A 20966-nucleotide genomic window follows, 5' to 3' on the forward strand; every position below is an offset into this window, starting at 1 on the left:
GGGTTGAGTGCCACCACACACGGGATCGGCTTCTTCATTTCAACAATACTTGAAATATTGAAATGATGGCGCTATCCTTCGCACCATGGACTCCAATCTCGTCGTGCGCGCCCTGGGCGCGCTTGCTCATGAAGCGCGCCTGGCCATCTTTCGCGCGCTGGTCGTGGCCGGGCCCGAAGGGCTGCCGGCCGGCGCGATCGCGCAGCAGATCGGGCTGTCGCCGTCGAGCCTGTCGTTTCATCTGAAGGATTTGTCGCACGCCGACCTGGTCACTGCGCGCCAGGAAGGCCGGTTCATCTATTACGCGGCGAATTTCGAATCGATGAGCGGGCTCATCGGGTTCCTGACCGAGAACTGCTGCGCCGGCGCTGCCTGTGGCGTACCGGCGGCGCCCGATTGCTGCGGAGGCGACGCATGACCGGCCCGGACGTTGCACAACCGCAAGCCGTGGCGACGCAGCCCGCCATCGGCTTCTTCGAGCGCTACCTGACCGTGTGGGTGGCGCTGTGCATCGTGCTCGGCATCGCGCTGGGCCTGGCGCTGCCGGAACTCTTTCAGCACATCGGCCGCATGGAATACGCACAGGTCAACCTGCCCGTCGGGCTGTTGATCTGGGTGATGATCGTGCCGATGCTCGTCAAGGTCGACTTCGGCGCGTTGCATGAGGTTCGGCAGCACGTGCGGGGAATCGGCGTCACGCTCGTCGTGAACTGGCTCGTCAAGCCGTTTTCGATGGCGTTGCTCGGCTGGCTGTTCATCCGGCAGCTGTTCGCGCCGCTGTTGCCCGCCGACCAGATCGACAGCTACATCGCCGGCCTGATCCTGCTGGCCGCCGCGCCATGCACGGCGATGGTGTTTGTATGGAGCCGGCTGACGGGCGGCGATCCGCTGTTCACGCTGTCGCAGGTCGCGCTCAACGACAGCATCATGGTGATCGCGTTCGCGCCGCTGGTCGGCCTGTTGCTGGGGATGTCCGCCATTACGGTGCCGTGGGCGACGCTGCTCACGTCGGTCGTGCTCTACATCGTCATTCCGGTGATCGTCGCGCAAGTGTGGCGCCGGCTGTTGCTCGCCAGGGGGCAGGCGGCGTTCGACCGCGCGATGGCGAAGATCGGCCCGTGGTCCATCGCCGCGCTGCTGGCCACGCTGGTGCTGCTGTTCGCATTCCAGGGCGAGGCGATCCTGAAGCAGCCGCTCGTGATCGCGCTGCTCGCGGTGCCGATCCTGATCCAGGTGTTCTTCAACGCGGCGCTCGCGTACGGGCTCAATCGCGTCGTCGGCGAGAAACACAGCATCGCTTGCCCTTCGGCGTTGATCGGCGCGTCCAATTTCTTCGAGCTTGCCGTCGCGGCCGCCATCAGCCTGTTCGGCTTCCACTCCGGCGCGGCGCTTGCAACCGTCGTCGGCGTGCTGATCGAAGTGCCGGTCATGCTGCTCGTCGTGCGTGTCGTCAACCGGTCGAAGGGCTGGTACGAGTGCGCGTGAAACCATTCAGGAATCCGGAAATGACCGACATCACGATCTATCACAACCCCGATTGCGGCACGTCGCGCAATACGCTGGCCCTGATTCGCAACTCGGGCGTCGAGCCTCGCGTCGTGCTTTATCTGGAAACGCCGCCGAGCCAGGATGAATTGCGCGCGCTGATCGCGGCGATGGGCATCCCCGTGCGCGACGTGATGCGTCGCAAGGGGACACCTTATGAAGCGCTCGATCTCGACAATCCGAAATGGAGCGACGACGACCTGATCGGCTTCATGGTCGCCCAACCGATCCTGATCAATCGCCCGATCGTCGTGACGCCACTCGGCACGCGGCTGTGCCGCCCGTCCGAGCAGGTGCTCGATATCCTGCCCGATCCGCAGCAAGGGCCGTTTGCGAAGGAAGACGGCGAAATCGTGATCGATGCGGAGGGCAAGCGTGTCTGACAGCCTGAACGATCTGCCGCAACTCGATGCCACGCTTTTCAGCGTACCGGAAGCGAGCCGGCTGCAGCCCGCGCAACCGTCGACGCATCCGCCTCGAATCGTGCTTCTCTACGGGTCGTTGCGCACGCGCTCGTTCAGCCGGCTGCTGGTCGAGGAGGCGGCGCGGCTGCTGACGGCCATGGGCGCCGAAGCAAGGATTTTCAATCCGGCCGGCTTGCCGCTGCCCGACGATGCGCCGGAGCACCACCCGAAAGTGGCGGAGCTGCGCGAGCTCGTGCAATGGTCGGAGGGCATGGTGTGGTGCTCGCCCGAGCGGCACGGCGCGATGACCGGCGTGATGAAATCGCAGATCGACTGGATTCCGTTGTCGGTCGGCGCGATACGGCCGACGCAGGGCAAGACGCTGGCGGTCATGCAGGTCAGCGGCGGATCGCAATCGTTCAATGCGGTCAACCAGATGCGGGTGCTCGGGCGCTGGATGCGCATGCTGACCATTCCGAACCAGTCGTCCGTTGCGAAGGCGTTCATGGAATTCGGCGACGACGACCGGATGAAACCGTCCGCGTATTTCGATCGGGTCGTCGACGTCATGGAGGAGCTGGTCAAGTTCACGCTGCTGACGCGCGACGTCGGCGTGTATCTGACGGACCGCTACAGCGAGCGCAAGGAAAGCGCCGAACAACTGTCGCAGCGTGTGAACCAGACGCGCATCTGAATCGCCCGGGGGCGGGCGGCGCGGTGGTGCATCGTTCGCGCCGGGCAGCGGCGTCGTGCCCGGCGCGTCCGTTGAGCAAGATCAGCGCGCCAGCGTGAGGAACAGATACCCCGCATAACCCGCCCCGTTCGCCAGCAACGCCCAGATCGCGAGCCCGCGCGTGCGCACATTGAAGCGCAGCCACGCCGCCGCCGTGAGCGTGATGATCACGCCGGTCAGCACTTCGGGGCGCGGCTCCCACGGCGTCAGCATGATGCCGATCGCCGGCAGCAGCGTGCCCTGGAACACCATCGCGCCGGTGATGTTGCCGAACGCGAGCGTGTCCTTCTTGCGGCGGATCCACAGCACGCTGTTGACCTTCTCCGGCAATTCCGTCGCGATCGGCACGATGATCAGCGACAGCAGCAGTGCCGATACGCCGAGCACGTGCGACATGCCTTCCACGCCGTGAATGAAGCCCTTCGCCCCGCCGACCAGCAGCGCGAGGCCGATGAGCAACTGCAGCGCGATCGTCGCGAGGTTGGTCGGCAGGCCCGTGCGTGACAGGAACATCTTGTGTGGCGCTTCGGTGCCGTGCCCGGCATCGACGAGCTGGTTCGACGCACGGAACGTCATCACGACGTACATCACGTAGATGCCGACCAGCATCGCCGCGAGCAGCACGCGCACGGCCCAGTTGTGATGCGGGACGAACATCGCGGCGGTGGCCAGCGAGAACGCGGCGAGGAAGTAGTTCAGGTCGCGCACGAAGCCCGTGCGTTCGGGCGCGATCGTGCCGCGCAGTCCGCGCGAGCGGATCACGGCGAGCGTCATCAGGAAGGTGGTGAGCGTCGCGAGCATCAGCGGTGCGCCGAGAATCGCGCCGACACCGATCTCCTCGTTCACGGCCTGGTTCGCCGTGCCGCCGGCCAGTGCGAGCAGCGGCACCATCGTTTCGGGCAGCGCGGTGCCGACGGCCGCGAACAGCGACCCGGTGACGCCTTCGGAAATCTTCAGGCGTTCGCCGAGATGTTCGAGCGCATTGGTGAAGACCTCGGCGGCGATGAGGATGACGACCAGCATGAACGCCAGTTCGATGAACATGAAGGTCATGCGGCACCTCCGCGGGCATGCGCGCGGACGGCGGCGAAACGCGGGGAAAAGGCGGTGGGGAACATGGGGACTCCGTGGTCGGACGCTGACGAACCATGGCGCATCCGACGACGTCCGACCAGGAACGACGCGATGCGCCCATGGTCTCGCCAAGCCGATCAGGCTGAACGCGCCACGGCCGCAGGCCGAGTGTGTTGACGCGTTCGCTTTCCGGGACGGAAAGCAGGCTACTCCCCAAAGACGAAGGGCAGTCTAGCCGAGCAGATTTCTTTCGACAAGCCTTCATCTCAAAAAAATATACCCCTCTCCCCTATAGGGGAAGCCCTCCGGATATATACTCCCCCTCCCTATGCAGGAGTCCGTCATCGATGAGTCATACCGTTCGTGAAAAACAGAAGTTGCTGAACCGAGTGCGCCGTATCAAGGGCCAGGTCGAGGCGATCGAGCGCGCGCTCGGGGAAGAGCGCGGCTGCAACGAGGTGCTGCAATTGATCACGAGCTGTCGCGGCGCGATGAACGGGCTGCTGGCCGTCGTGCTGGAGGACCACATTCGCGAGCACATGGTCGATGCACACGGGCCGGATGAGCACGAAGGCAGCGCGACCGAGCAGTTGATCGACGTGGTGCACAGCTATTTCAAGTAATCGGGGCGGAACATGAGCAATTTCACGGATGAAGCGTTCGGCGCGGGGCACGACCATATCTTCCTCGGCGCCGCGCACGAGCAGAACGAACGGAAGACATGGATGGTCATCGGCCTGTGCGCGGCGATGATGGTGGCCGAGATCGTCGGCGGCACGATGTTCGGATCGCTGGCGCTCGTCGCCGACGGGCTGCACATGTCGACGCATGCAGGCGCGATGCTGATCGCCGCGCTGGCCTACACCTATGCGCGCAGGCATGCCGACGATCCGCGCTTCGTGTTCGGCACCGGCAAGCTGGGCGACCTGGCCGGGTTCACGAGCGCGATCGTGCTCGCGATGATCGCGATCCTGATCGGTTACGAGGCCGTCGCGCGTTTGCTGGCGCCCGTTCCCATCCACTTCGGTGAAGCGATTCCGATTGCCGTGCTGGGGCTCGCGGTGAACCTCGCCAGCGTGTGGCTGCTGAGCGGCGGCCATCACGGGCATGATCACGGCCACCATCACGGGCATGGCCATGGGCACGGACATGGGCACGCACACGACGATCACGCGGACGAAGCCATGAGGGTCTTCTCGACAGCCGGCGTGTTCGACGTATCGGTGTTCGAAGACGGCGTGCCGCCGGTGTTCCGGATTGCGCCCGCAACCGGCGAGTCGAGCCTCGACGGGGTGTCCGTCTCGATCACGACAATCCGTCCCGACCAGTCGCGACAGCATTTCACGATGGTCGCGCGCAACGGCTTCCTGGAATCGCGCGAGACCATTCCCGAGCCGCATGCGTTCGATGCGATCGTGACGCTGAACGGCATCGAGCACGCGCTGACGTTCGTCGAACACGATCATCACGAAGGCGCGCACGCTGCCGCCACCCGCGATCACAACATCCGGTCGGCCTACGTTCACGTGATTGCCGATGCCGCAGTGTCGGTGCTGGCGATCATCGGGCTGCTGCTCGCACGTGCATTCGGCTGGGTCTGGATGGACCCTGTCGCGGGCATCATCGGCGCGCTCGTCATTGCGAACTGGTCGTACGGGCTGATGCGCGATACGGGCGGCATCCTGCTCGACGTCAACGTCGATCGCAAGCTGGCGGAGCGCGTGCGCCATGCGATCGAGGTGCTGGGCGACAAGGTCAACGACCTTCACGTGTGGCGCGTCGGCCCGGGCCACATGAGCGCGATCGTGTCGGTCGAGACCGCCGACGCGGCGCGTGACGCGCGCTTCTACCATGCATTGGTTGAAGGTTTCGACGGCGTTTCCCACGTGACCGTCGAAGTGATGGCGCCGGCGAAGGCGGCCTGACCGTGGCGGTGAAATCGCCGTGTATCGAGCTGTGCGCGTTCGATGGCCGCACCGGATTCTGCGTGGGCTGCCTGCGCACGCGCGACGAGGCGCGGGACTGGAAGAAGATGACCGACCATCGCCGGCACCAGATACTGAACGACCGCAATCGTCGTCAAGCGAAGATCCGGCGCGAGCCGGGGGAGTGAAGGGCGCGCGGGGCAGGGGCCCGACAACTCGCGCGTGCGGTATGTCCTGCTGCGGGCGGTAGTATGACCGGCGTCCCGTGCCACGATTCGACGATCGAGAGCGACCCATGCAGACCGGATCATCGACCCGCATTCTCCGTCAGATTCCACGCAGCGTCTGGGTGCTGGGCTGCGTCAGCCTGCTGATGGACGTGTCGTCGGAAATCATCCACAGCCTGTTGCCGATGTTCCTGATGGCAGGGCTCGGCGCGAGCGCGACCGCGATCGGCGTCATCGAGGGGATCGCCGAGGCCACTGCGCCGGTCGTCAAGGTGTTCTCCGGCACGCTGAGCGACTACCTGCGCAATCGCAAATGGCTGGCGGTCGCCGGATACGGGCTCGGCGCGCTCAGCAAGCCGCTGTTCGCGATCGCGCCGACTATCGGTCTCGTCGTGACGGCGCGGATCGTCGACCGGATCGGCAAGGGGATTCGCGGCGCGCCGCGCGATGCGCTGGTGGCCGATGTCACGCCGGTTCACCTGCGCGGCGCCGCCTATGGGCTGCGGCAGTCGCTCGATACGGTGGGCGCGTTCCTCGGGCCGCTGCTGGCCGTCATCATCATGCTGGTGTGGCACGACGACTTCCGCCTCGCATTCTGGCTGGCCGTGGTCCCCGGCGTGCTGGCCGTGGCGCTGCTCGCGTTCGGTATCGACGAGCCGGCGCGTGCGCCGGGCGAGCCGCGCGTCAACCCGATCCGTCGCGATGTCGTCGCGCAACTCGGCGCCCGCTACTGGTGGGTCGTCGCCGTGGGCGCCGTGTTCGCGTTGGCCCGCTTCAGCGAGGCATTTCTGGTACTGCGCGCGATGGGTAGCGGCGTACCCGTCGCGCTCGTGCCGCTCGTGATGGTGGCGATGAACGTCGTGTACGCGTTGTCGGCCTATCCGTTCGGCAAGCTCGCCGACACGACGAGCCACACGAAGCTGATGGCGGCCGGGCTCGTGCTGTTGATTGCGGCCGATCTCGTGCTCGCACACGGCACGCACTGGGGAACCGTACTCGTCGGCGTCGCGCTGTGGGGGCTCCATATGGGGATGACGCAGGGACTGCTCGCGACGATGGTCGCGCATGCCGCGCCGGCCGAGTTGAGAGGCACGGCATTCGGCGTGTTCAACCTGGTCGGCGGTGTCGTGACGCTCGTGTCGAGTGTCGTCGCTGGCATCCTGTGGGATCGGGTGGGCGCAGCGGCGACGTTCTACGCAGGGGCCGTGTTCAGCACGGCGACCATCGTGCTGCTCGTCTGCATTCGAACGTCGTTCGGCGCCACGCAGGATCGTTAGCCGGAGCGCAGCGAGCGGTCTAGCTGTCCGTGCTGCGCGGAAAATAAAGCGCAAACGTCGTGCGTCCGTCGCGGCTCGCGACCTCGACCTTGCCGCGATGCAGCTCCATGATCGACTTCACGATCGCGAGCCCGAGCCCCGCGTTGCGCGCCGCGCCGTGCCGCGACGAATCGATGCGGTAGAAGCGTTCGAAGATCCGTTCGACCTGTTCGGGCGGAATCGCGGCGCCGCGATTCGTGACTTCGACGACCGCGTAGCTGCCTTGCGCCGAAACGGCCAGCTCGATCGTCGACGCGGCTTCCGCATGTTCGAGCGCGTTCGACGCGAGGTTGCTGACGGCGCGCCGGAACAGCGTCGCATCCGCGACGACCGGCGCTTCGCCGCGTACATCGATGCGCACGCCGGCTTCGTCGGCCAGCGCCTGGAAATACGACGCGAGCCGGCGCAGCTCGCTGCCCGCGTCGAGTTCGGCGGTCTTCAGGTGCTGTCGCGCATTGTCGGTGCGTGCGAGAAACAGCATGTTCTCGATCATCCGCTGCAGCCGTTCGCATTCCTCGATGTTCGAATCGATCAGCGCTTCGTATTCCTCGGTCGTGCGCGCGCGCGACAGCGTGACCTGCGACGAGCTGATCACGTTGGCGAGCGGCGTGCGCATGTCGTGCGCGAGATCGGACGAGAACTGCGACAGCCGCACGAACGCGCGTTCGAGGCGGTCAAGCATCCGGTTGACCGACGTCGCGAGTTCACGCAGTTCGACCGGGCCGCCGCGCGCGTCGAGCCGCGCGTTCAGGTTGTGTGCCTCGATGCGCGACGTCTGCCGGCCGAGGCTCTCGACCGGGCGCAGGCCGCGCGATGCGACCGCGTAGCCGAGCGCGCCGACCAGCAGCGCGCCCACGGCCGCCGCGAGCCAGATGTCGATGCGATAGCTTTCGAGCAGCGAGTGGCGATCGGTCGCCGTGCGCACAAGCGCGACCTGGATCGCATCGCCCGATGGCAGCGTGGCGCGTGCATACACGCAACGCGACGTGCCGATGCCGGGCGGCGAACAGGTGAACGGCCCGCTGGCTCTGCCGGCGGGGTGCGGCGCCGAGATGACCGACGCCAGCGTATTGCCGGCTTCGTCGGAATGCTCGACGATCGCGCGGTTCTGCGCATCGTAGATACCGAGATACACGCCTGGGTGCGACAGCAGCACCTCGTGGAACACGGCCGGATCGGCACGCAGCGCGGCGATCGATCCGCTCGCGCGCGCGAGCTGCAGGAACTGGTTGAGCTTGCCGGAGATCTCGATGTCGTCGCGCCGCGTCAGCTCGGCGGACAGCGAGCGATAGAGGTACGCGCCGGTCAGCGCGAACACGAGCGCGGCGACGACCGCGAACGCGAGTGTCAGGCGCCGCAGCAGCGAATACGAGGCCGGGCTCGCGGTCACGAGCGATCCTCGAGCACGTAGCCCATTCCGCGGATCGTGTGGATCAGCTTCTTCTCATGGGCGTTGTCGATCTTCGTGCGCAGGCGCTTGATCGCTGCATCGACGACGTTCGTGTCGCTGTCGAAATTCATGTCCCAGATCTGCGACGTGATGAAGGTGCGCGTCAGCACTTCACCCTCGCGCTCGGCGAGCAACTGCAGCAGCGCGAATTCCTGCGCGGTCAGGTCGATGCGGGTGTCGGCGCGCCGCACGCGGCGGCGGATCAGGTCGACTTCGAGATCGGCGACATGCAGGATGTCGCGCACGTTGCGCGGCGCGCGCCGCAGCAGCGAGCGGATGCGCGCGAGGAACTCGGCATACGCGAACGGTTTGAGCAGGTAGTCGTCGGCGCCCAGTTCGAGCCCGGCGACCTTGTCCTCGATCGCCTCGCGCGCCGTGAGCAGCAGCACGGGTGTCTGCTTCTGCGCACGCAGCCGCTTGAGCACCTCGAAGCCATCCATTTCCGGCAGCATCACATCGAGCACGACGAGATCGAAATCCTCGTGCAGCGCGAGGAACAGCCCGTCCTTGCCGTTTTCCGCGACGTCGACCGTGTAGCTCGCCTCCATCAGCCCTTTCCGGAGGTACGACGCCATCTTGGGTTCGTCTTCGACTATCAGTATCCGCATGGTGAGGCAGGCTGTCCGTGATTCATCCGAGATTCCAGCCGGTCAGTGTAACGCGTGAGCTTACGGCGCCGCGCGTGCGCGAAGGATGACCACCGGATGACGGAATTGTCATGAAACGCCCGTCATGTTTCGGCCATGTCGTCGTCACCGCGGCGGCGATAAGCTGCGGCCGTCTTGTCCCCGGAGCGCGCCGTCGCGGCGCCGCACCGGCCCATCCGGTCGTTGCCTGCCTGATTCCGCATCCATGTCGTACTGGCGCAAATTCGTCCTCGTCGTGCTGCTGGCGCTGAGCCTGCCGATCCAGTCGTTCGCGACCGTGTCGATGGCATGCGCGGGCGCGGGTGCGGTCGTTGCCATGCCGCACGTGGAAGGAGGGGCAAGCGCTGACGATTGGGCAGCGCCGCACGCGATGCCGGGCGCAAACGGTGGCCAGCATAAGCATCAGCACGAGCACGACGATCATGCGCGCCATGCCCAGCCGTGCTCCGCGTGCGCGTCCTGCTGCCTCGGCACCGGCATGGCGGATCTCTCCGCGGTGTCCGTTGCGTCGGGTATTGGTATCGCGCTCGTCTCTTTCGCGCCGACGCCGGTCGTCGTGTCGTTCCTGACCGGCGGCATCGACCGGCCGCCGCGCCGGCTTCTCGTCTAGCCCCTGCCCGCGGCTCCGACCGGCCGCGTTCTGCAAACCGCTCCGGCGGCGGCACCCAGTCCGCCGGACGACTCACGACGAGACTCATTCATGCGATTGATTACTGCGGCGCTGCTTGGCGCGGCGGCCCTCGTGCCGTCGCTCGCGCCTGCGCAAACCCCGCTGCCCGATCCGGCGGATGCCGCCGCGGCGGTGCCGGATGTCACCGTGACGTCCGCATTCGACGGCTACCGGCCGTATCGGGACGACGAAGGCCCGGGCTGGAAACAACTGAACCGGGACGTGATGGAACGGCCCGCGAAAGGACGTGCGACGGGCGGTGCGGCCGGAAACGGCACTGCGCATTCGAAGCACGGAGGCGCCGCGCCATGACGATGCTTGCGATATCGCCGAGGATCGGCGCGGCCGCTGCCGTGCTGGCGTTCCTCGCGGGCTGCACGACCTTTTCGAAGGACGGCGGGTTCGACGCGGTGTCGTCCGCCGCGTCGGAGCGCATCGGAAAAGACGCGATCGTGGTCAGGACCGACGCCGACCGCGAAGCCGTCGACAAGCGCACGAAGGAACTGCTTGCCAAGCCGCTGTCGATGGACGACGCGGTGCAGGTCGCGCTGCTGAACAACCGTGGCCTGCAGGCGTCATACGCGGAACTGGGGCTGTCGGAGGCCGATCTCGTGCAGGCCGGCCGGCTGCCGAACCCGCGCTTCGCGTTCAGCCGCACGCGTGCCGGCGACGGCGAGCTGACGCTCGGCCGCACGTTCTCCGCGAACGTGTTCGCGCTGCTGACCATGCCGCTCGCGACGAACATCGAACGCCGTCGCTTCGAGCAGACCAAGCTCGAAACGGCCGACGCGATGCTGAAGGCGGCAGCCGACGCACGCCGCGCATACGTCGAGGCCGTTGCCGCCGAGCAGGCCGCGAACTACGCGCAACAGGTGCGCGAGGCCGCGAGCGCGGCCGCCGAACTCGCGCTGCGCATGCGGCAGGCCGGCAACTTCAGCCGCCTCGATTACGCACGCGAACAGGCGTTCCATGCCGATGCGGTTGCGCAGCACGCGAAGGCGCGCCAGCAGGCGGTGGCCGCGCGCGAGAAGCTCACACGCGCGATGGGCCCGTGGGGCGAGCGCACGCAGTACACGCTGCCCGAGCGCTTGCCCGACCTGCCGAAAGCGCGGCCGAACCTGCCCGATCTCGAACGGTTCGCGATGAGCAACCGCTTCGACATCCAGGCCGCGAAGCTGCAGACGCAGGGCGTCGCGTCGTCGCTTGGCCTTAGCAAAGCGACACGCTTCGTCAATGCGGTCGATCTCGGCTACGTGAACAACTACGAGACCGGCAAGGGACACGAGCACGGCTACGAGATCAGCGTCGAGATTCCGCTGTTCGACTGGGGCGGCGCGAAGGTTGCGCGGGCCGAGGCCGTCTACATGCAGTCGGCGAACCGGCTCGCGAAGACGGCGATCGATGCGCGCTCCGACGTGCGCGAATCGTATGCGGCATACGTGACGAGCTACGACGTCGCGACCCACTATCGCGACGAAGTCGTGCCCCTGCGCAAGACGATCTCCGACGAGCTGCTGCTGCGCTACAACGGGATGCTCGCGAGCGTGTTCGAGCTGCTGACGGATGCGCGTGAACAGGTCGGCGCGGTCAACGGCTACATCGATGCGCTGAAGGACTACTGGCTCGCCGAAACCGATCTGCAGATGGCCGTCGGGGGCCGGCTGCCGTCGCCGGGCGCCACGCCGCGCGCGACGCAATCCAGCCAGCCCGAAGCCACTTCAAACGCCGACGCTGCGCCGCAGCCGGCTTCTTCATCCGCGGCGCAACCGGCGCCCGCGACGCAACCGCATCCGGAAGGTCATTGACATGGTGTCCCGTCGACAATTTCTCAGCGGCTCGGGTGCCGCGCTGCTGGGCGCCGCAATGGTCAGCAAGGCCGGCGCCGCATCGCTGCCCGAAGCGCCCACGATGGCGAAAGCCGCTACGCAGCCGCCGCTCGTGCCGCCGAACGGCCGTCCGTACACGCCCGTCGCGACGCTGAACGGCTGGACGCTGCCGTGGCGGATGAAGAACGGCTGGAAGGAATTCCACCTGACGGCCGAGCCCGTCGTGCGTGAGATGGCGCCCGGCATGAACGCGAACCTGTGGGGCTACAACGGCCAGTCGCCGGGCCCGACGATCGAGGCGGTCGAAGGCGACAAGGTGCGCATCTTCGTGACCAACCGGCTGCCCGAGCACACGACGATCCACTGGCACGGGCTGCGGCTGCCGAACGGGATGGACGGCGTCGGCGGCCTCACGCAGCCGCATATCCCGCCCGGCAAGACCTTCGTCTACGAGTTCCAGCTGGAAGCGCACGGCACCTTCATGTATCACCCGCACGCCGATGAGATGGTGCAGATGGCGATGGGAATGATGGGCATGTTCATCGTGCACCCGAAGGATCGCGGCACGATGCCGGTCGATCGCGATTTCGTGTTCCTGCTGGCTGCCTACGACATCGATCCGGGCAGCTACACGCCGCGCGTGAACGAGATGACGGACTTCAACATGTGGACGTTCAACTCGCGTGTGTTCCCGGGCATCGATCCGCTGCCGGTGCGCGCGGGCGACCGCGTGCGGATTCGTTTCGGCAACCTGACGATGACGAACCATCCGATCCATCTGCACGGCTACAGCTTCGAAGTCGCGGGCACCGACGGCGGCTGGATTCCGCCGGCCGCGCGCTGGCCGGAAGTGACGGCCGATGTCGCGGTGGGCCAGATGCGCGCGATCGAGTTCACTGCCGATCGTCCGGGCGACTGGGCGTTCCATTGCCACAAGTCGCATCACACGATGAATGCGATGGGCCACCAGGTACCGAACCTGATCGGCGTGCCGCAGCAGGATCTCGCGAAGCGCATCGGCAAGCTCGTGCCCGACTACATGGCGATGGGCAGCACGGGCGGCGCGATGGGCGGCATGGAGATGCCGCTGCCCGACAACACGCTGCCGATGATGACGGGCACGGGCCCGTTCGGGCCGCTGGAGATGGGCGGCATGTTCACGGTCTGCAAGGTGCGGCAGGGGCTCGGCCGCAACGACTATCGCGATCCGGGCTGGTTCAGGCATCCGAAGGGCACCGTCGCATACGAGTACACCGGCGAACTGCCGGACGGCTGAGCAGCAGCATGCGGCGGCTGCGCGCAGGCGGGCCGCCGGTTTCATTTCATTCACTGGGGAGTCGACACGATGAAGAAGGGACTGGTTTCAATGGCAATGGGGTGTGCGCTGGCGTTTTCCGCGGCGTCTTACGCGGCCGGCGACATGGCGGGCATGGACATGAGCGGTGGTGCGAAGCAGGAAGCCACGGCGCAACAGGGGATGTCGCACGGCGAGATTCGCAAGGTCGACACGGCCACCGGCAAGCTGACGATCAAGCACGGCCCGCTGGACAACCTCGGGATGGACGCGATGACGATGGTGTTCAAGGTGAAGGACCCGGCGATGCTGTCGCAGGTGAAGGCGGGCGACAAGATCGACTTCGTTGCCGAGGACGTGGACGGTGCGCTGACCGTCGTCGAGCTGAAGAAGCCGTGACGCGGAGCGTGACCATGAAGATCCCGAACCTCGCGCGGCTGGCCGCGTTTGCCGTGGCCGGCGCGATCGTCGCGGCCGCACCGGTTGCGGCGTCGGCGCACGGCAAGCTGGAAAGCGCCGCACCGGCCACGGGCAGCACGGTCGATACGGCGCCCGACACGTTGCGGCTCACCTTCAACGAAGACCTCGAACCGGCGTTCAGCTCGGTGAAGGTAGCGGATGCGAACGGCAATGCCGTCACGCAGGAAAAAGCGAAGGTCGATGCGGCGAACCCGCGTGTGATGACGCTCGCGATGCCGAAGCTCGCGCCCGGCGCGTACACGGTGCAGTGGGCGGCGATGACGGCCGACGCGCATCGCACGAAGGGCACCTATACGTTCAGGGTGAAGGGATGAACGACGGCCTTGTCGGCCTCCTGCGGCTCGTGTCGGTGGCGATCCAGAACGCCGGGTTCGCCGTCGTCGTCGGTGCGCTGCTCGGCAGCCACTGGCTCGCGCGCGGCGCGTCGGCGTGGCAGCACGGCATCGGGCGGCGGCTCGTCGCGACGCTGCGCATCGCGTCCGTCGTATCGCTCGCCGCGAGCATCACCGCGTTCTGGGCGCATTGCGCGCTGATGAGCGAGGTGTCGTTGCTCGAAGCGGGGCCGTCCGTCCGCGCGATGCTCGCGGGTACGGGATTCGGTCATGCGTGGCTGGCCGGTGCGGTGTTCATGCTCGTCGTCGTGGTGCTGTCGTTCGTCAGGCGCGCGAACGATACGCGCTTGCCGTTCGCGATGTGGGCCGCGCTCGCCTGCGTCGCGCTCGCACGCAGCAATGGCGGGCATCCGGTGGATGCGGGATGGTTCAGCGTGCCGGTGTGGATCGACTGGCTGCATCTGCTGGCGATCAGCGCATGGGTCGGGCTCGTGTTCGTGACGGCGTTCGACGTGATGCCACGTTTGACCGGCATGCCCGCGAGCGAACGCACGACCGGCGCATCGTTCGTGCAATCGCTGTCCGATGCGTCGACCTACGCATTGATCGTGCTGTTCGCGACCGGCGCGTACAACGGCTGGCGCGGCGTCGATACGCCCGCCAACCTGCTCGCGTCGACGTACGGGCAGATCCTGCTGCTGAAGCTTGCGCTCGTGCTGATCGCGGCGGCGCTCGGTGGACACAACCGATTCTTCGGGATGCCGAAGTTGATGGCTGTGCTGAAGGACCCGGCAGCCTCGATGCCGGCCAGTGCGTTGCAACGGTTCGGCACAGTGTTGCGGGTCGAGGCAGTGGTGCTCGGCGGCGTACTGATGGTCGCGGCCGTGCTCGTGTCGAGCGCATTGCCGGGCACGGTGTAGCGCGACGGCGCGGCGCTGCGACGCCGTGGTGGAGAAGGCACGCGGGGCAATCGTCACGACCACGGCGTGTTTTCATCAGACGATTTCCCCGCTTTTTCAGGCGTAAACGCGCGCTCGACGGCGATCGCAGCGCGATAACGACAATTACATCAGCCTGTCTTTCGATTACCAAAAACTGTCATTGAGCGCCGCTAAGCTTTCGCCACCCTCACAACCGGGATTCCCCGTCATGCGCTCGACAATCCGTCTCATCACTCCGCTATTGCTGCTCCCGACGCTCGCCGCGCCGGTTTTCGCCGCCACTGCCGCGCCCGTCAGCCCGAACTGCGGCGGCAGCACGACGCCGATCGCCGATATTCAGGGGCCGGGCGCGCCGTCGCCGCTCGCTGGCCAGAACGTATCGATCGAAGCCGTCGTCACCGCCGATTTCGGCGGCACGGACGGCTTCGGCGGCTTCTTCGTCCAGCAGGCCGATGCGCAGCGCCGCAACCAGCCGGGCGTGTCCGAAGGGCTGTTCGTCTACGCACCGAAAGTGCGTGCGAAAGCCGGCGACCTCGTGCACGTGACGGGCAAGGTCGAGGAGAAGTACGGCCAGACGCAGCTCACGCAGTCGGGCGCGATCGCGGTGTGCGCGAACAACCAGACCGTCACGCCCGCGACGCTCACGCTGCCGGTCGACAGCCCGAACACGTTCGCCGCGTATGAAGGGATGCTGGTGCGCCTGCCGCAGACGCTGAACGTTACCGACAACTACGAGCTCGGCCGCTACGGCAGCGTGATGCTCAGCAACGGCCGCCTGCGCACGCCGACGAGCGTCGTGCCGCCCGCGCAGGCGCAGACGCAGATCGATGCGAACGCACGCAACCGCCTGATCCTCGACGACGGCTCGAACAAGCAGAACCCCGCGACCGTGCCGTACCCGGCGCCGGGCCTGTCGGCCGCGAATACGCTGCGTGCGGGCTACACGGTGCGCGACATCGAAGGCGTGCTCGAAGTGCGTTACGGCGCCTGGCGCGTGCAGCCGCTGCCGGGTGCCGCCGTGCCGGCATTCGAAGCGCGCACGAACCCGCGCACCAACGCCCCGGCGCGCGATCCGAAATCGAACCTGCGCGTCGCGTCGTTCAACGTCCTCAACTACTTCAACGGCAACGGTCTCGGCGGCGGCTTCGACGATCCGAACAACCGCGGCGCGAAGAACTTCCAGGAATTCCAGCGCCAGGAAGCGAAGATCGTCAGCGCGCTGAAGGCGATCGACGCCGACGTGATCGGCCTGATGGAAGTCCAGAACAACGGCTACGGCGAACTGAGCGCAGTGCGCCAGCTCGCGGCGAAGCTCGGCAGCAACTGGCGCGTCGTCGATCCGGGCGTGTCGCGCCTCGGCGGCGATGCGATCACGGTCGCGATGATCTACGACAGCCGCAAGGTCGAACCGGTCGGCCGCACGGCCACGCTCGCGATCGACGACAAGAACCGCCAGCCGCTCGCGCAGTCGTTCCGGCTGATCGGCGGCAACAAGCAATCGCTGACGGTCGCGGTCAACCACCTGAAGTCGAAGAACTGTCCGGACGCCGCGAACGACGATCTCGACCAGGGCGACGGCCAGGGCTGCTGGAACCCGACGCGCACGCGCGCGGCGGCGAAGGTCGCCGACTGGCTTGCCGGCAACCCGACGGGCGTCGCGGGCCAGGGTGTGCTGCTGATCGGCGACTTCAACAGCTACACGTATGAAGACCCGATCCGCGCGCTCGAAACGCGCGGCTATCGCAACCTCGTCGCGCGCTTGATCGGCGCGAATGCGTACAGCTACGTGTACAACGGCGAAGCAGGCTATCTCGATCACGCGCTCGCGACGCTGCCGCTCGCCTCGCACGTGAAGGCCGTGCACGAATGGCACATCAACGCGGACGAGCCGCTCGCGCTGCAATACACGCTCGCGTACAAATCGGCGGAGCAACAGAAGACGTTCTACTCGCCGGATGCGTATCGCTCGTCGGATCACGATCCGGTGCTGATCGATATCGCCATGCCGGGCGGCGGGAAGTGATGGCGGATTGAACGCGAATTGACCGTGGTCGAGGCGCGGCGTGCGGCGAGGCTGCACGCCGCGCTTCATTTTCACCGCACAAACCGGCTGGACCACGGGTAAATAATTCCGCTGAAATTTTCGTAAATTAGCAAAATCGGTATTTTATGGATGGCGTGATACGGATAAGCGCGTCAATTGAAGAATGGTTGAAGTGATTCGAATCATCGAATGACGATCTATGCGTGATGTCGTGCTGAATTAATCGATCGAAGATAATTAAAATGAAAGAATAATTCTGTCGATATGAAGGCTTTCGAGGCGCTGCATCAGCGCCAGTAAAGGGAGCCTGGTTGTGCGAGAAAAGCGGCAGATTCGGCGGATTATTGCCGGCAGAGCGCGCAATGCACAAATAATCCCGCTTTCTTTCAATTGCCAGACACTGTCCGCCGTTAGCATCATTGCGGGATTTTTAATATCCGAATGATCTTTGACAACGCGGCGCAGCACCGCCTATTTTTGTGTTGTCGTAAATTTTGGTCATATAAAAGTTGTCCAGACTGCAGGGGGCGTCCGAGCACCATTCTCGCCAGCAGTTTGCTGTGTCTGTATCAAGTTCAGTCTCTTAGAAGTCCAATCCCCAACCGCCGACTGCCGACCGTGCAACGCGAGTGGCGGGTCGGTCTGCGCGTTTCGCAGGCGTTGGCGGCCTTTGTGAAGCGGTATCCGTACCAAAGGACAGAGATGAAACCAGACAGGAGCTGTACCGGCAGCCGCCGTGGCCGTCACGGCCGGTTGGCCGGGCTAGGTGCATTGACCGTCTTGACCTTGGCGCTCGCGGCCTGCGGCGGCGACGATTCGTCGTCCGTCGGTGCGTCGAGCCTCGCGCAGACCACCGCGAGCCAGCAGGCCAGCGCGCAACAAGCGGCCGGCCAGACGCCGGCCAACCAGCCTTACGTCGACCCGGTCGCGTATTCGATGAATGCGACCGACGGCCTTGCCCCCGGGCAGGTGTCCGAGAAAACGGCCGTCATGCATTACCAGTGGAAAAACGGCGGCACGACCGTCAACTACACGACGACCACCGGCCACCTGACCGCGCAGGACGCGAACGGCAATGCGGAAGCGTCGATGTCGTATGTCGCGTACACCGCGCCGAGCACGACCGGCAAGCCGCGCCCCGTCACGTTCGTCTACAACGGCGGCCCCGGCTCGTCGTCGATCTGGCTGCGGCTCGGCTCGTTCGCGCCGACCCGCGTCGCCACGCCCGATCCGCTGTTCGGCAGCAACTGGCCGAACTATCCGCTCGTCGACAACGCCGAAAGCCTGATCGACACCACCGACCTCGTGTTCATCGACCCGCCCGGCACCGGGCTGTCGGAAGCCGTGTTGCCGAACACCAACCAGAAGTACTGGGGTTCCGATGCGGACGTGAACATCATGCGCGACTTCATCCAGCGCTACCTGAACGTCAACAGCCGCAGCACGTCGCCGATCTACCTGTACGGCGAATCGTACGGCACGCCGCGTACCGACATGCTCGCGCTGGCGCTCGAATCGGCCGGCGTGCACCTGACGGGCATCGTGCTGCAGTCGGCGATCCTGAACTACTTCGCGGATGCGGTGGAAGCCGTGGCGATCACGCAGTCGACGGAGGGGCTGCTGCTCGAAACCGACACCGTGGCCGGCTACCTGCCGGGCTATGCGGCGGTCGCGGCGTACTTCAACCAGGTTTCGCCGGCACCGGTGAACCCGGGTCTGTACGCACTGCAGACGGAACTGTTCACGACGCTGATCTACAACCAGCTGCAGAAGTATTCGCAGTCGTGGGTGTTGAGCCAGCTCGGCATTCCGGATGCGCTCGGCACGCCGGTGTTCCCGAGCGATGCGACGCTGAAGCTGTGGTCGATCCCGTCGAGCCTCACGCAACAGGCGCTGAGCGGCTACTTCAACGCGAATCCGTTCGGCACGAGCCTCTTGCCTGGCACGACGATCGGCCGGTATGACGGGCGCGTGTCGTTGCCGAACTCCGATCCGCGCCTGCAGAACGACGGCGACCCGTCCGACATCCTGATTTCGCAGCCGTTCACGAACGCGCTCGCGACGCAGATGCCGGATTACCTCGGCTACACCGCGCCGAACGCGACGTACCTGCCGCTGAACGACAACATCATCGGCGTCTGGGACTTCACGCACGACGGCCAGCCGATGCCCGACACGATCCCCGATCTGCTCGGTGCGCTGCAGCTCAACCCGAAGCTTCGCGTGCTCGCGGAGAATGGCTTCCACGATCTCGCGACGCCGTTCTTCAACACCGAGAAGCAACTCGCGCGGCTGCAGACGGTGAAGGGCTTCAATCCGAAGCTGCAGGTGAACTTCTTCCAGGGCGGCCACATGATCTACCTGGACGACGTCGCCCGTCCGCAGATGAAGCGGGATCTGAAGACGTTCTACAAGGGCGCGCGGATTCCGACGGCGCTGACGCTGCACACGCTGCCGCCGCCGTGGCCGGATGAAAACCCGCCGAGCGTACCGACCGGCAGCGTCCCGGGCGCAACGGCCGCGACGACGCTGGCGGCGGCGCCTTGAGCGCCCCCGAGCGACGGACTCCTTGTCAAAGGAACCCTCTATTCATCCATTGAATGCGAGTGATCATGTCCCTAATCAATTTGATGCGGCGTATGTCTCCGTTGATCGTCCTCGGTGCCGTGATGAGCAGTGCCTACGCGTTGCCGCCGCAGGCGGTGGCGCCGGTGAAGCTGCCGCACGGCGGGCACGGTGTCGACGGTCCGTTCTTTCCTGCCACGAAAGTGGCGCCGGTGTTGCCGTCGACCGGCGCGACACTGCAGCAGCAGGCGCAGCAACGTGTCGATGCGCGGCTCGGTGCCAATACGGTGCTGAGCAACGGCGCGGCCGTGACGAAGGCGCAGGCGCAGAGCAGCGGTCTCGGCTTCGTGTCGAAGCACTTCGACGAGATCGATGCGAAGCACACCGGCCGCGTGACGATGAGCGATGTGCGGCAGTTCATCCAGCAGCGGCAGGTGCAGGCGCAGCAGGAACAGCAGGACGAGTGACGTAGCAGGCAGGGCGGCGGCCGGGGCGGATTCCTTCGCACCGGCCGCCGGAAGGTGAACGACTGAGTGAACGACAGGCGCTAGAGGGCCTGGCGTGCGTAGCGCTTCGCGGTGGCCGACGGCAGTTCGCCGAACATCGCGCGATAGTCCTGCGCAAAACTGCTCAGGTGCCAGAAGCCCCATTTGGTGGCCGCGGACGTCACGGAGTCGCCGAGCCGAAGCTCGCGGCGCACGTGATTCAGCCGCACGGCCCGCAGGTACGCGATCGGGTTCAGGTTCAACGTATCCTGGAACGCGTATTGCGCGGTGCGCCGGCTGACGCCGAGTTCCACGCACAGTTCGGCGATCGACAGCGGGCAGGTCGATGCGTCCTGCAACCGCTCCCGCACCGCATTGACCAGCGACCAGTATTTCGTCGGGCGCACGATCTGTGCGCCGGCGTCCGGCGTCGCGACAGTCATCACTTCCGAGATCGCGTACAGCACGGTGCGTTCGAGCAGTTCGATCCGCTCCTGCGTCGTCACGTCGTCGACGCGCGTGCTTTTTGCCGCGGCGGCGAGCGTCTGGCGCAGCAGGTCGCGCAGATGGTCGGCCACGCCGGTCGCCATCGGGATCACCGGCGCATGGGTTTGCGCGCGCAGCGACGCGGCAACCGTGCGCAGCGCCTGCGTCGACAGTTTCTCGGGCTCGATCTCGACATTCACGAGCAGATGGCGGTCGGGCGAATAGAACTCGAATTCCGGCTGGCTCGAGAACACGTGCAGGCTGTCGCGTCCGCTCTTCTCGCCGCACAGGCGCGCGTGGCCTTCCAGTTCCAGCGGCACGGCCACGGCGATCCGCTCCGACGGCACCGCGCCTTGTTGCAGGATCACCTTGTCGAGATCCTCGACCAGCAGCTTGATGCCGCCCAGCGACATGATCGACGACGAGCCGTGAAACAGCCCGCCCGAGATCTGTGTGTAGTTCATGTTCCAGCCGTCGAACGAGCGTGCCTGTTCCTCCACGTCGGTGAACGCGCAGAACGCA

23 protein-coding genes and 1 riboswitch are annotated in these 20966 nt (G+C 65.9%); of the genes, 18 read left to right on the forward strand and 5 right to left on the reverse strand.

Annotated features, from left to right (window positions below; all coding sequences use genetic code 11):
- Positions 1-85 precede the first annotated feature (85 nt).
- The 4 genes from JYJ84_RS10040 to arsH are packed head-to-tail and all read left to right on the forward strand — an operon-like array spanning position 86 to position 2643.
- Positions 86-418 carry a helix-turn-helix transcriptional regulator gene (locus JYJ84_RS10040; RefSeq protein WP_122948708.1) on the forward strand — a complete coding sequence of 111 codons (333 nt, stop codon included), beginning with the start codon at positions 86-88 and terminating at the stop codon, positions 416-418.
- Positions 415-1485, forward strand: a complete 1071-nt coding sequence (gene arsB / locus JYJ84_RS10045) for an ACR3 family arsenite efflux transporter (protein WP_175219069.1) — start codon at positions 415-417, stop codon at positions 1483-1485. The genes JYJ84_RS10040 and arsB overlap by 4 nt, the downstream gene beginning before the upstream one ends.
- A 20-nt stretch (positions 1486-1505) precedes the next feature.
- Complete coding sequence (arsC, locus tag JYJ84_RS10050; RefSeq protein WP_175219071.1) at positions 1506-1928, forward strand: arsenate reductase (glutaredoxin); 423 nt, start codon at positions 1506-1508, stop codon at positions 1926-1928.
- Positions 1906-2643 (forward strand): arsenical resistance protein ArsH, encoded by a 738-nt coding sequence (gene arsH, locus JYJ84_RS10055; protein WP_175219074.1) that lies wholly within the window; start codon positions 1906-1908, stop codon positions 2641-2643. The genes arsC and arsH overlap by 23 nt, the downstream gene beginning before the upstream one ends.
- Positions 2644-2724: 81 nt before the next feature.
- On the opposite strand, the gene JYJ84_RS10060 is transcribed toward arsH, so the two are convergent.
- Positions 2725-3735, reverse strand: coding sequence for a sodium:calcium antiporter (locus tag JYJ84_RS10060; RefSeq protein ID WP_175219076.1), 1011 nt, complete (start codon positions 3733-3735; stop codon positions 2725-2727).
- A gap of 85 nt (positions 3736-3820) precedes the next feature.
- A riboswitch (yybP-ykoY riboswitch) is annotated at positions 3821-3983 on the reverse strand.
- A gap of 120 nt (positions 3984-4103) precedes the next feature.
- Between JYJ84_RS10060 and JYJ84_RS10065 the strand changes: the two genes are divergently transcribed.
- The 4 genes from JYJ84_RS10065 to JYJ84_RS10080 all read left to right on the forward strand — a co-directional run bounded on the left by JYJ84_RS10065 (position 4104) and on the right by JYJ84_RS10080 (position 7185).
- A complete protein-coding gene (locus JYJ84_RS10065; RefSeq protein ID WP_039354022.1) occupies positions 4104-4379 on the forward strand; it encodes a metal/formaldehyde-sensitive transcriptional repressor in 276 nt (91 codons plus the stop codon).
- 12 nt (positions 4380-4391) lie between these two features.
- Entirely contained in the window at positions 4392-5681 is a 1290-nt protein-coding gene (gene dmeF / locus JYJ84_RS10070; protein ID WP_175219078.1) for a CDF family Co(II)/Ni(II) efflux transporter DmeF, read from the forward strand.
- Between the two features lie 2 nt (positions 5682-5683).
- Positions 5684-5869: a DUF1289 domain-containing protein gene (locus JYJ84_RS10075; RefSeq protein WP_081062206.1), complete on the forward strand. Its 186-nt coding sequence runs from the start codon at positions 5684-5686 to the stop codon at positions 5867-5869.
- 107 nt (positions 5870-5976) lie between these two features.
- Positions 5977-7185 (forward strand): MFS transporter, encoded by a 1209-nt coding sequence (locus JYJ84_RS10080; RefSeq protein WP_175219080.1) that lies wholly within the window; start codon positions 5977-5979, stop codon positions 7183-7185.
- A gap of 19 nt (positions 7186-7204) precedes the next feature.
- Here the strand turns inward: JYJ84_RS10080 and JYJ84_RS10085 are convergent, their stop codons facing one another.
- Positions 7205-8614 (reverse strand): heavy metal sensor histidine kinase, encoded by a 1410-nt coding sequence (locus JYJ84_RS10085; protein ID WP_175219082.1) that lies wholly within the window; start codon positions 8612-8614, stop codon positions 7205-7207.
- Positions 8611-9282 carry a heavy metal response regulator transcription factor gene (locus JYJ84_RS10090; protein ID WP_175219084.1) on the reverse strand — a complete coding sequence of 224 codons (672 nt, stop codon included), beginning with the start codon at positions 9280-9282 and terminating at the stop codon, positions 8611-8613. The genes JYJ84_RS10085 and JYJ84_RS10090 overlap by 4 nt, the downstream gene beginning before the upstream one ends.
- A gap of 244 nt (positions 9283-9526) precedes the next feature.
- Between JYJ84_RS10090 and JYJ84_RS10095 the strand changes: the two genes are divergently transcribed.
- From JYJ84_RS10095 to JYJ84_RS10130, 8 genes are all read left to right on the forward strand, one after another.
- The gene (locus JYJ84_RS10095; protein WP_175219086.1) at positions 9527-9931 is read left to right on the forward strand and encodes a hypothetical protein; all 405 of its coding nucleotides are present in this window, start codon (positions 9527-9529) and stop codon (positions 9929-9931) included.
- 90 nt (positions 9932-10021) lie between these two features.
- On the forward strand, positions 10022-10303 hold the full coding sequence (locus tag JYJ84_RS10100) for a hypothetical protein (protein WP_175219088.1): 282 nt from the start codon (positions 10022-10024) through the stop codon (positions 10301-10303).
- A complete protein-coding gene (locus JYJ84_RS10105; protein ID WP_175219090.1) occupies positions 10300-11796 on the forward strand; it encodes a TolC family protein in 1497 nt (498 codons plus the stop codon). The genes JYJ84_RS10100 and JYJ84_RS10105 overlap by 4 nt, the downstream gene beginning before the upstream one ends.
- Before the next feature lies 1 nt (position 11797).
- Positions 11798-13093, forward strand: coding sequence for a multicopper oxidase family protein (locus JYJ84_RS10110; RefSeq protein WP_175219092.1), 1296 nt, complete (start codon positions 11798-11800; stop codon positions 13091-13093).
- Between the two features lie 69 nt (positions 13094-13162).
- Entirely contained in the window at positions 13163-13510 is a 348-nt protein-coding gene (locus tag JYJ84_RS10115) for a copper-binding protein (protein ID WP_175219094.1), read from the forward strand.
- A gap of 14 nt (positions 13511-13524) precedes the next feature.
- Positions 13525-13905: a copper homeostasis periplasmic binding protein CopC gene (gene copC, locus JYJ84_RS10120; RefSeq protein ID WP_174958997.1), complete on the forward strand. Its 381-nt coding sequence runs from the start codon at positions 13525-13527 to the stop codon at positions 13903-13905.
- Positions 13902-14843 (forward strand): copper resistance D family protein, encoded by a 942-nt coding sequence (locus JYJ84_RS10125; RefSeq protein ID WP_175219096.1) that lies wholly within the window; start codon positions 13902-13904, stop codon positions 14841-14843. Before copC ends, JYJ84_RS10125 begins: the two co-directional genes overlap by 4 nt.
- A 229-nt stretch (positions 14844-15072) precedes the next feature.
- Positions 15073-16887, forward strand: a complete 1815-nt coding sequence (locus JYJ84_RS10130) for an ExeM/NucH family extracellular endonuclease (RefSeq protein WP_175219099.1) — start codon at positions 15073-15075, stop codon at positions 16885-16887.
- Positions 16888-17145: 258 nt separating this feature from the next.
- On the opposite strand, the gene JYJ84_RS10135 is transcribed toward JYJ84_RS10130, so the two are convergent.
- On the reverse strand, positions 17146-17376 hold the full coding sequence (locus JYJ84_RS10135) for a hypothetical protein (protein WP_240201847.1): 231 nt from the start codon (positions 17374-17376) through the stop codon (positions 17146-17148).
- Positions 17377-17610: 234 nt separating this feature from the next.
- On the opposite strand from JYJ84_RS10135, the gene JYJ84_RS10140 reads away from it, so the two are divergent.
- Both JYJ84_RS10140 and JYJ84_RS10145 read left to right on the forward strand, forming a co-directional pair.
- Entirely contained in the window at positions 17611-19455 is a 1845-nt protein-coding gene (locus tag JYJ84_RS10140; protein ID WP_175219101.1) for a peptidase S10, read from the forward strand.
- Between the two features lie 92 nt (positions 19456-19547).
- Entirely contained in the window at positions 19548-19940 is a 393-nt protein-coding gene (locus tag JYJ84_RS10145; protein WP_237434206.1) for a 2-oxoglutarate dehydrogenase, read from the forward strand.
- Positions 19941-20020: 80 nt separating this feature from the next.
- On the opposite strand, the gene JYJ84_RS10150 is transcribed toward JYJ84_RS10145, so the two are convergent.
- A partial coding sequence (locus JYJ84_RS10150; RefSeq protein WP_205189177.1) for a helix-turn-helix domain-containing protein occupies positions 20021-20966 on the reverse strand: 946 nt, incomplete at its 5' end.

The sequence above is a fragment of the Burkholderia sp. LMG 13014 genome (genome assembly GCF_905232215.1).
In the GTDB taxonomy this organism is placed as follows: domain Bacteria; phylum Pseudomonadota; class Gammaproteobacteria; order Burkholderiales; family Burkholderiaceae; genus Burkholderia.